This window comes from Paraburkholderia sp. (assembly GCF_034668105.1).
Taxonomy (GTDB): domain Bacteria; phylum Pseudomonadota; class Gammaproteobacteria; order Burkholderiales; family Burkholderiaceae; genus Paraburkholderia.
The window spans coordinates 1-9,053 of sequence record NZ_JAXDPY010000121.1; the positions used below are offsets into that span (position 1 = coordinate 1).

Consider the following 9,053-nt stretch of genomic DNA (forward strand, 5'->3'; position numbering starts at 1 on the left):
CATGCCTGATGACCATAGCGAGTCGGTCCCACCCCTTCCCATCCCGAACAGGACCGTGAAACGACTCCACGCCGCTGATAGTGCGGATTCCCGTGTGAAAGTAGGTAATCGTCAGGCTCCCCAGCAGCAACAGAAACCCCACCCCCAGAAGGTGGGGTTTCTGCGTTTACCGTCCCGAAAAAAACGGGCAAACGCAAAAAACGGGCAAAGCAGCGCCGGAACGGGCACACGGCACAGGCAAAGAACGCCCCCGCAAACGGGTGCAGACCGCGTGCTTCGCCCCCGCCGTCATCACCGCGACGGCGGGCACGCTCACGCCCGGACCGGGACCGCGTCCCGCAACTGTCCGCCGCTCTGTCCGTCACAACGGCCGGCTCCGCAAACATCGAATGGCCTGATCTGGAACATCGTTGTCGTGCGGTCCGCTCCAGTACGCTGCCGTTCCTCTGGCGTCACTCCTTCCCGATCCGCAGCGCGCTCGTGTAACCCGTCAGCTCTTGCCCATATCCACGACATACGTGCACGGGTTCTACACGCCCATCCCTCGCAGAACACGCTAGCTATGGTTTCGCTCGCATAGCAGCAGCCAGGGGACAGCTAGACAGCTCTCCCGCAGGCGAAAACCAGCAACAAAACAGCTTCCACAACTCTCTCTAAAGTCTTCTCGAGCGTTTCTTCACTGCATCGCTTTGTCTTAACATCCTCTTCAGAATACTGTATAAATATACAGTGAAAATGGTCGCCCCTATCTTTGCCCGAGGCCGGGCAGGGCGGAGCGTTCCCTATTGAACGAGCGTGATTATGGCAGCAGCGATTCACCTGATGACAACAACGCTGTCGTCACAATTGAGGCGTCAGGTGTGGCAGGGCAATGAGCTTGCCGAGGCGGACTCGCGGGCGATTTCCAGCGGCTATGCGGCACTGGATCAACTGCTGCCGGGACAGGGCTGGTCGACCGGCGGCCTGACGGAGTTATTGATTGAGCACGAAGGAGTTGGCGAACTGCGCCTGCTGGCCCCCGCGCTTCGGCATCTTACGGCACACACTGAACGAAACGTCATGCTCGTAGCGCCCCCTTACCAGCCCTGTGCTTCGGCACTGAGGGCTTGGGGTATCGATGTCGAGCGCGTCTTATGGATACGCTCGGGTGAAGACCAGGCGCTGTGGGCTGCCACTCAGGCATTGAAGCAGGATGGCGTCGGTGCAGTGCTGGTATGGCTGTCGAATGCGCGCGCCGATAAGGTTCGGCGTCTCCAGGTGGCGGCTCAGGAGTCGGCATCGCTGGCATTTTTAATCCGCCCTGTCGAGGCAGCCACGCAATCTTCGCCGGCGCCATTGCGAATGATCTGCGAGCCGCTCTTACCGGCCAATGCGCAAACGATCAACCCTCGTCAATGGTTGCAGGAGATCGGCATCTCGATCGACATTTTCAAGCGCCGCGGGCCGCCGCTAGTTGAGCCTCTACGTCTCATTCTGCCGTTACAAAGCGTCTTATTGCCGGAAACCCGAGTCGGCAGCAATCAAGGACGAGAGATCAAACATGTTGTGGATCGCAGTCACATTGCCACTCTTGTCGCTGGAAGCAGTGAAACCTCTGGAGCCGCTTCCGGATGGTTCGCCCGCGAAGCCGAATCGGTGTGAGCCGGGCGACAAGGCAAGCCAACCTTCAGGTGCCGAAAACATCACGGAGGTGCGCTGCTACGCGCTGGCCGATCACGCGCACATCTTGATACCGGATTTCGATGCATTGCGTGCCGGAGTGCATGCGGGTCATCCGCGCTCATACGCATTGGCTTTGGCTCCTGGTCTCAAGATGCTTGCCGCGGATACAGGCCGCGAAACCCAGGCGCTCGAAGCGATGGCGCTCGCTTTGCTGACGTACACACCGAAGGTGTCGCTCGCGCACGCGCATACCTTGCTGCTGGAAGTCGGCTCCGGTTTGCGGATGTTTGGCGGCTTGCGCACGTTGTTGGCGCGGGTATCCGCGACGGTGGCTGAGTTCGGCTATACGGCGCGCATCGCATGCGCGCCAACAGCGTGGGGCGCGTGGCTTTTGGCGCAGGCGCATGCTGTTCGGCAGGGGCATCGTTGGCATGTGATAAAGGAAACGTCGCTTGTGCGGGTCCTCGACCGCGTATCGGTGTCGTTACTGCCGGTTTCGCAGGCGCATCGGGATGCGTTTACACATATTGGTTGCTCGACGCTGGCCGATTTGCGTCGGTTGCCAAGGTCGGGTGTCGTCCGGCGTTTTGGCAGCGGCATTCTGGACCTGCTGGCGCAAGCATATGGCACGCGTCCGGATCCACGCGAATGGTTTTGTGCGCCGGCATCGTTTCATGCGCAGCTGGAATTGCCGTCACGGGTCGATAACGCCGATGCACTGCTGTTCGCCGCGCGTCGGCTGATTGTGCAACTGGCTGGCTGGTTGAGCGCGCATCATGCCGCGCTCAGTGGTTACACGTTATTGCTCGAACACGAATTGGCATCCCGTCATGCGCCCAAGACGTCGAGTTTGAAGGTCGCATGGGCCATACCGTCGCGTGATGCCGAGCATCTGATCTGGCTGTTGCGTGAGAAGTTGAATCAGACGGCTCTGGTAGCGCCCGTGATCGAGTTGAAACTGGTTGCGGATGAGATTGGCGAGTATGCAGGGCGGTCGGACACTTTGTTTCCAATGCCCGAATCAGATGGCGATTCGATCGCACGTCTGCTCGAACGCTTGAGCGCGCGGTTGGGGCCGGAGAACGTGTTGCAGATGTCGGTGCAGGACGATCATCGGCCTGAGCGGGCAATGCGCGTCGAGGCCTACCAGGCGCAAGCGTTTTCGCGCAAGAAGCGTTCGTCTGCGAAAGCCAGGGCAAAAATCAAAGCGGATAAAACCTGGCTGACCGATGAGTTGCAGCTTGCTGCATTGGAAAGTGTGCGCGCCGACGGCGATACGGCGACACAGGCAGAACAGGCAGAGAGCGCAGCAAACACAGCATACCTATCCCGACAGCCTGACAAAGCGAGTGATACCAAAAGCAGCCGCATATTCGCCACACAACCTGTCGATGCCCAAGCTTCACTCGATCTGCCCGACAGTGCATTGCCATCGCAGCCTCGCCCCGTCTGGATGCTCGACAAACCGCTGCGCCTGATGATGCGCGACCAGCGGCCGATCTATCGTCGGCCGCTGAAAATGCTCACGCGTACCGAACGGATTGAAGCCGGATGGTGGGACGGTAATCTTGTCGAGCGGGATTACTACGTCGCAGCAGACGATCGTGGACATATGTTCTGGGTGTTCCGTGAACGTCTTAATGGTGAGTGGTATTTGCAGGGTTTGTTTGGCTGAACATCATGGCAAATTCTCAGCCCTCATTCGCATTGGAGCAGACGCTTGCGGCCCAACTGCCGCCCTATGCGGAACTGCATTGCCTGACTAATTTCTCGTTTCTGCGCGGCGCTTCGCATCCGCATGAACTCGTCGAGCAGGCGATGTCGCGCGGCTATAGCGCGCTCGCGATCACCGATGAATGCTCACTGGCAGGCGTCGTGCGCGCGCACACGGCGGTGAGAGAAATCAAACAGGAGCGGGAGCGCCAACAGAAGGATCGCGAAGACAAGGCAAAAGCCGCGCAAGCAGGAGCGTCTTTAGAAGAAGCAGCAATGCCGGCGGCCGCAATGCCAGCGGGTTCGCAACAGGAACCCTCACAACAAGAACCCTCACAACAAGAACCCTCACAACAAGAACCGACCGACCAGGAAGCACTAAAACCCATCCCTCACCTAATCATCGGCAGTGAACTCAACCTGACAGACGATGCAGGTGAACCCTTCTGCACACTGGTTGCGCTAGCAATCAACCGCAATGGCTATGGCAATCTTTCCGAACTGATCACGCTCGCCCGCTCGCGTGCCGACAAGGGCAGCTATCGCCTCAGTCCGTCTGATTTCACCGATGCGTTGCCGCATCTCGAACATCTCAAGACCTTGCCCGATTGCGTCCTGATTCTCGTGCCGCAACGAACGGCGACGCTCTTACACACATTGCGCTGCGCGCATTGGCTCGCCTCATTAGCTCCGCAACGCTCATGGATCGCACTCGAACTCTGGCAAACCGGCAGTGATGATCTTCAGATTGACGCGTTGCGGATGATTTCAAACGCGAGCGGTTTGCCTCTGGTGGCGGCAGGTGGCGTCCTGATGCATGCGCGATCGCGCAAGCCACTGCAGGACACCCTGACCGCGATCGGCCTCGTCACTCCGCTATCGGCGTGTGGTCACGCGCTCGAGGCCAATGCCGAGCGGCATATGCGCACTCGCGTGCGGCTCGGCAAACTGTACCCACGCGACACGCTCGAAGAAACGCTGCGTATTGCAGCCCTATGCCGCTTCTCACTCGACGAACTCAAGTACGAGTATCCCGAAGAACTGGTGCCCAGCGGCGAATCGCCGTCGAGTTATCTGCGCAAGCTGGTCATGGCCGGCGCAATCGAGCGTTGGCCCGATGGCATGGATCTGAAACGAATCGGTCAGATCGAGAAAGAGCTGTTGCTGATCGCCGAACTGAAATACGAAAAGTACTTTCTGACGGTGCACGATATCGTGCGCTTCGCGCGCTCCAGAAACATTCTGTGCCAAGGTCGCGGTTCGGCGGCGAATTCGATTGTGTGTTACTGCCTGCATGTGACGGAGATCGATCCGATCAGCATGAATATGCTGATCGAACGGTTCATCTCGCGCGCGCGCAACGAACCGCCTGATATCGACGTCGATTTCGAGCATCAGCGCCGCGAAGAGGTGATTCAATATATCTACGGTAAATACGGCCGTCATCGGGCGGCGTTGACGGCATCGCTGATTACGTATCACGCGCGCAGTGCATTGAAGGATGTCGGCAAGGCGTTGGGGCTCGAAGTATCGTTGATCGAACGGATCAGTAAATCGCAGCAGTGGTGGGACGGCACGGAAGCGGTCGCCAAATATCTCGCTGAAGCGGGCTTCGATGCCAGCTCCCACATCACGCGCAATCTGATTCGTCTCACCCAGGAGTTGCGCAACTTTCCGCGTCATCTGTCGCAACACGTCGGCGGCTTTGTGATCGCGAAAGACAAGCTGTCGCGACTCGTGCCGATCGAAAACGCGACGATGAAAGACCGCAGCGTGATCGAATGGGACAAGGACGATATCGACGCACTCAAGCTATTGAAAGTCGACGTGCTGGCGCTCGGCATGTTATCGGCGATTCGGCGCGCGCTGGAATTCGTCGCATTGCGGCGCGGCTTTCCGAAATTCAGGGTGCAGGATATTCCTCGCGAGGATCGAGCCGTCTACGAAATGTGCGGACATGCCGACACGATCGGCGTATTCCAGATCGAATCGCGCGCGCAGCAAAGCATGTTGCCGCGGCTGAAGCCGAACAAGTACTACGATCTCGTGATCGAAGTCGCGATCGTGCGGCCCGGGCCGATTCAGGGCGGCATGGTGCATCCGTATTTGCGTCGTAAGCAGGGTCTCGAGGCGGAAGACTACGCTAAAGATGAATTGCGGCCGGTGCTTGAACGTACGCTCGGTGTGCCGATTTTCCAGGAACAGGTGATGCACCTCGCGATGGTCGCGGCGAAATACACTGGTGAACAAGCCGACCAGCTACGGCGCGCGATGGCTGCGTGGCGGCGCAGCGGCAATCTGGCGAAGTATCAGAAGGATCTGACCGACCGCATGTCGGCGCGTGGTTACGAGCCCGATTTTATCGCTCGCATCTGCAAACAGATCGAAGGCTTCGGCGAGTATGGCTTTCCGGAAAGTCACGCGGCCAGCTTCGCCTTGCTCGTCTATCTCAGCGCGTGGTTGAAACGCTATGAGCCGGCCGCCTTTCTGGCGGGTTTGCTCAACAGTCAGCCGTTGGGATTCTATTCGCCGTCGCAACTGGTGCAGGACGCGAAACGTCACGGCGTCCCTGTATTGCCGCCTGACGTAACCTTGAGCGATTGGGAATCCACCTTCGAGCGACGCGGTCAGGAAGGGCAACGGATTTCACCGGATGAGACCTGTTTGCATCGTCAGCAGGGCGTATTGTCCGCGCAGCAATTACGCGATCTGTCACTGCGGCGCTTCACGGTGGCCCGGACGATCCGGCGCGCGGCAAAGCGGCTGACCGCGCGCGTCTTCCAGGCGTCGAATACCTATGGTGCACGCGGTCCGGCAGTGCGCATCGGCATGCACTTGATCAAAGGTCTTTCTCAGGTGGCTGCCGAACGCATCATGGCGGCTCGCGGCGACGCGCAGTTTACCGACGTCGACGATCTGGCGCGTCGCGCGGCATTGACGCGGCGTGATCTCGAAGCGCTCGCCGCGGCGAACGCGCTGGTCGGCATCGCAGGCCATCGGCGCGAAGCGTGGTGGGCGGTGACCGCGCAGCACACGGTGCCCAAGCTGCTGCGCGATGCGCCGATCGACGAAGCGCGGTTGGCATTGCCACAGGCAGCCGAGAGTCGCGAGATCGTCGACGATTACGCGAGTCTCGGGCTCACGCTCAATCGCCATCCGCTCGCCTTCTTGCGTGAGCGTCTTGCCAAACAACGTTTTCGCACGGCAGCCGAACTCGCCGCGTGTCAGCACGGCACGCTGGCGCGCGCTTGCGGCATCGTCACCGTGCGGCAGCGGCCGGGCACGGCAAACGGCACGGTGTTCGTTTCCATCGAGGACGAGACCGGCTCGATCAATGTGATCGTCTGGCCATCGCTGGTGGAAAAGCAGCGCAAGGTGCTACTGGGGGCATCGTTGCTCGCGGTGTATGGCGTCTTGCAGCGCGACGACGGCGTTTCTACCGGTGGTCACGGTGCGGGCAACGTGGTGAACGCCAATCAGGCGGGCAACGCGAAAAAGAAGCAGAAGGGCGAGGTCATTCATCTCGTTGCGCATCGACTCGAAGACCACAGTGAATGGCTCGGCGATCTGGCAACGGCAAGCCGCGATTTTCATTGATGCCGTGCAGCGGCCAGGTTTGCAGGCCCGATGCCTGCGCGGCCTGTCGACGAGCCGTGGAACGTGAGCGCCGCCTGTCGCGGTTCAGCTTGCAGCCGGCCGCTACGCCGGCGTTTCACCTCGCCACGGAAACCCCGCCAGCACCTGCCGGATCGCCACGTCGAATGGCGTGCGGCGGCCGATGCCGAGCGCCTCGAGCCGGTCCGACGCCAGGTGGCAGTTATGCGGACGCGGCGTGGCGTCAGTGGGCATGTGCTGTGGCGTCAGTTGCGCTTCGAGTTGCAACGCTTCTGCAAGCCGCGTGGCGATTTCATACTTATTCATTGGCTCGTCGCCCGACCATTGCACGATGCCGTGGATCGTTTCACCATTCGCATGCCGTTCGAGCATCTGCCGGATCACGAACGCGACGTCGGGCGTAAAGGTGGGATAGCGGATCGCCCATGCATCCATGACCGCCGCCTTGCCATCGCGCGAAGCCGATGCGGCAATCGCCGGCACGAGACTCGTTACCGCCGATTCTGCCCAATCGACGATCGGCCCATACAGCAGCGGCAAACGCAGCACGCAGCCGAGATCGGTGGAGTCCGTCAGCGCGCGCTCGCCCTCGAGTTTGCTGCGCCCATATGCGTTGAGCGGCGCGGGCGCGCCATCGTGCTGATAGGGCGGGTGAGTGCCGTCGAACACATAATCGGTTGAGATCGAGAGCGTCCATGCGCCGCGCCGCCTTGCGGCCGTAGCCAGTGTGCGTACCGCATCGACGTTTAACGCCCGGGCAAGCGCCGGGTCGTGCTCGCACACATCCGGCCGACGTTCCGCTGCAGCAATCACGAGCGCGTCCGGCGCTTCGCGCTCCACAAATTGCTCGACCGCCCGCGCATCGCGAATATCCAGTGCAATGGTGCTCGGCCCCGGCCGGCTGAACGCCGTCGCGACAGTTTGCCAGCCAGCCTGTCCTGCCAGTTCGTCGACGAGAACCCGGCCGAGCAGCCCGGAAGCACCAATGACGGCAACTTTGAACATAAAGATCGCGAGCCTAGCGGGCCGGGCCGTTGGTCACGGACGTAACCGTGTAGCCGGCCTCGCCGATCGCGGCCTTCAGCGTGTCAGCCGATTGCGCCGATTCGACCGCCACGCGGCCGGATGCCAGATCGACGAGGACCTGCGCGGCTCCATCGTGTTCACGGATCGCATTCGTGACCGCAGCCACGCAATGTTGGCAGCTCATGCCTTCTACCTGGAATTCGATCGTCATGGGAATTGCCTTAAAAAAATCAATGCTGCGATGGTTGAATTATGCCTGCCGATGCGCACTTGAGTAACTGACCTTCCCACTATGGGAAGGTGTACGATCGACGCACACACTGGCGAAACATTCATGAATATCGGTGAAGCGGCCCGCGCGTCGGGCGTCACGGCGAAGATGATTCGCTACTACGAAAGCGTGGACCTGCTGGCGGCAAAGGCGCGCACAAGCGCCGGCTATCGCGTATACGGGCCGCAGGAGGTTCATTCGCTGCGTTTCATCCGGCAGGCGCGCCGGCTAGGTTTTCTGGTCGAAGACATTCGCCGGTTGCTGGCGCTGTGGCACGACCGCTCGCGCGCCAGCGCCGAAGTGAAGGCGATTGCGCTGGAGCACGTCGCGGAACTTGATCGCCGCATTACCGAGCTGACCGACATGCGCGACACATTGGCGCACCTGGCGGATCATTGCCACGGTGACGAGCGCCCCGATTGCCCGATTATCGAACGGCTCGCGGACACCGATCTGGTGTCGGGGAAAGGTTGTCATCCGATTTGAGCCTGTTGGGTGCAACCCTGAGGGAGCCAGCGTCGCCGAGCGGCCGAAAGCACTATGGCGGTGCAAAATAGTTTGGGGCAATATCAGTTGCCTCGAAAAAATCACCTTGAACTTAACGAAATCAAGGATCTAAGTGCAACGAAAGCGTGCACCATTCCAAAACGGAATGCACGTCATGCGGGCATTTCACTAGCAAGGTTGCACCATAAGGCTATAATAAGGGTTAACCCTTTACGGGAAATCCCTGATGCAAAACTCACCGGGGATTCAATCTGATCCT

6 protein-coding genes and 1 rRNA gene are annotated in these 9,053 nt (G+C 60.1%); 5 read left to right on the forward strand and 2 right to left on the reverse strand.

Going from position 1 to position 9,053, the window contains the following annotated elements:
- Positions 1-4: 4 nt before the first annotated feature.
- The 4 genes from rrf to QOC89_RS05790 all read left to right on the forward strand — a co-directional run bounded on the left by rrf (position 5) and on the right by QOC89_RS05790 (position 6,972).
- Positions 5-117, forward strand: a 5S ribosomal RNA gene (gene rrf / locus QOC89_RS05775).
- A gap of 684 nt (positions 118-801) precedes the next feature.
- A complete protein-coding gene (gene imuA, locus QOC89_RS05780; RefSeq protein WP_323044150.1) occupies positions 802-1,641 on the forward strand; it encodes a translesion DNA synthesis-associated protein ImuA in 840 nt (279 codons plus the stop codon).
- Positions 1,541-3,337, forward strand: a complete 1,797-nt coding sequence (locus tag QOC89_RS05785; RefSeq protein WP_323044155.1) for a DNA polymerase Y family protein — start codon at positions 1,541-1,543, stop codon at positions 3,335-3,337. Before imuA ends, QOC89_RS05785 begins: the two co-directional genes overlap by 101 nt.
- Before the next feature lie 5 nt (positions 3,338-3,342).
- Positions 3,343-6,972, forward strand: a complete 3,630-nt coding sequence (locus QOC89_RS05790; protein WP_323044151.1) for an error-prone DNA polymerase — start codon at positions 3,343-3,345, stop codon at positions 6,970-6,972.
- Between the two features lie 102 nt (positions 6,973-7,074).
- On the opposite strand, the gene QOC89_RS05795 is transcribed toward QOC89_RS05790, so the two are convergent.
- Together QOC89_RS05795 and QOC89_RS05800 are read right to left on the reverse strand one after the other, a co-directional pair.
- Positions 7,075-7,995: an SDR family oxidoreductase gene (locus QOC89_RS05795; protein ID WP_323044152.1), complete on the reverse strand. Its 921-nt coding sequence runs from the start codon at positions 7,993-7,995 to the stop codon at positions 7,075-7,077.
- Positions 7,996-8,008: 13 nt separating this feature from the next.
- Entirely contained in the window at positions 8,009-8,227 is a 219-nt protein-coding gene (locus tag QOC89_RS05800) for a heavy-metal-associated domain-containing protein (RefSeq protein WP_323044153.1), read from the reverse strand.
- Positions 8,228-8,350: 123 nt separating this feature from the next.
- On the opposite strand from QOC89_RS05800, the gene cueR reads away from it, so the two are divergent.
- Complete coding sequence (gene cueR / locus QOC89_RS05805) at positions 8,351-8,773, forward strand: Cu(I)-responsive transcriptional regulator (protein WP_323044154.1); 423 nt, start codon at positions 8,351-8,353, stop codon at positions 8,771-8,773.
- Positions 8,774-9,053 lie beyond the last annotated feature (280 nt).

Excerpts from the sequence above, each read along its gene's own strand:
- imuA (WP_323044150.1), top strand. The coding sequence starts at position 802 with ATGGCAGCAGCGATTCACCTGATGACAACAACGCTGTCGTCACAATTG.
- QOC89_RS05785 (WP_323044155.1), top strand. The coding sequence starts at position 1,541 with ATGTTGTGGATCGCAGTCACATTGCCACTCTTGTCGCTGGAAGCAGTG.
- QOC89_RS05790 (WP_323044151.1), top strand. The coding sequence starts at position 3,343 with ATGGCAAATTCTCAGCCCTCATTCGCATTGGAGCAGACGCTTGCGGCC.
- QOC89_RS05795 (WP_323044152.1), bottom strand. The coding sequence starts at position 7,995 with ATGTTCAAAGTTGCCGTCATTGGTGCTTCCGGGCTGCTCGGCCGGGTT.
- QOC89_RS05800 (WP_323044153.1), bottom strand. The coding sequence starts at position 8,227 with ATGACGATCGAATTCCAGGTAGAAGGCATGAGCTGCCAACATTGCGTG.
- cueR (WP_323044154.1), top strand. The coding sequence starts at position 8,351 with ATGAATATCGGTGAAGCGGCCCGCGCGTCGGGCGTCACGGCGAAGATG.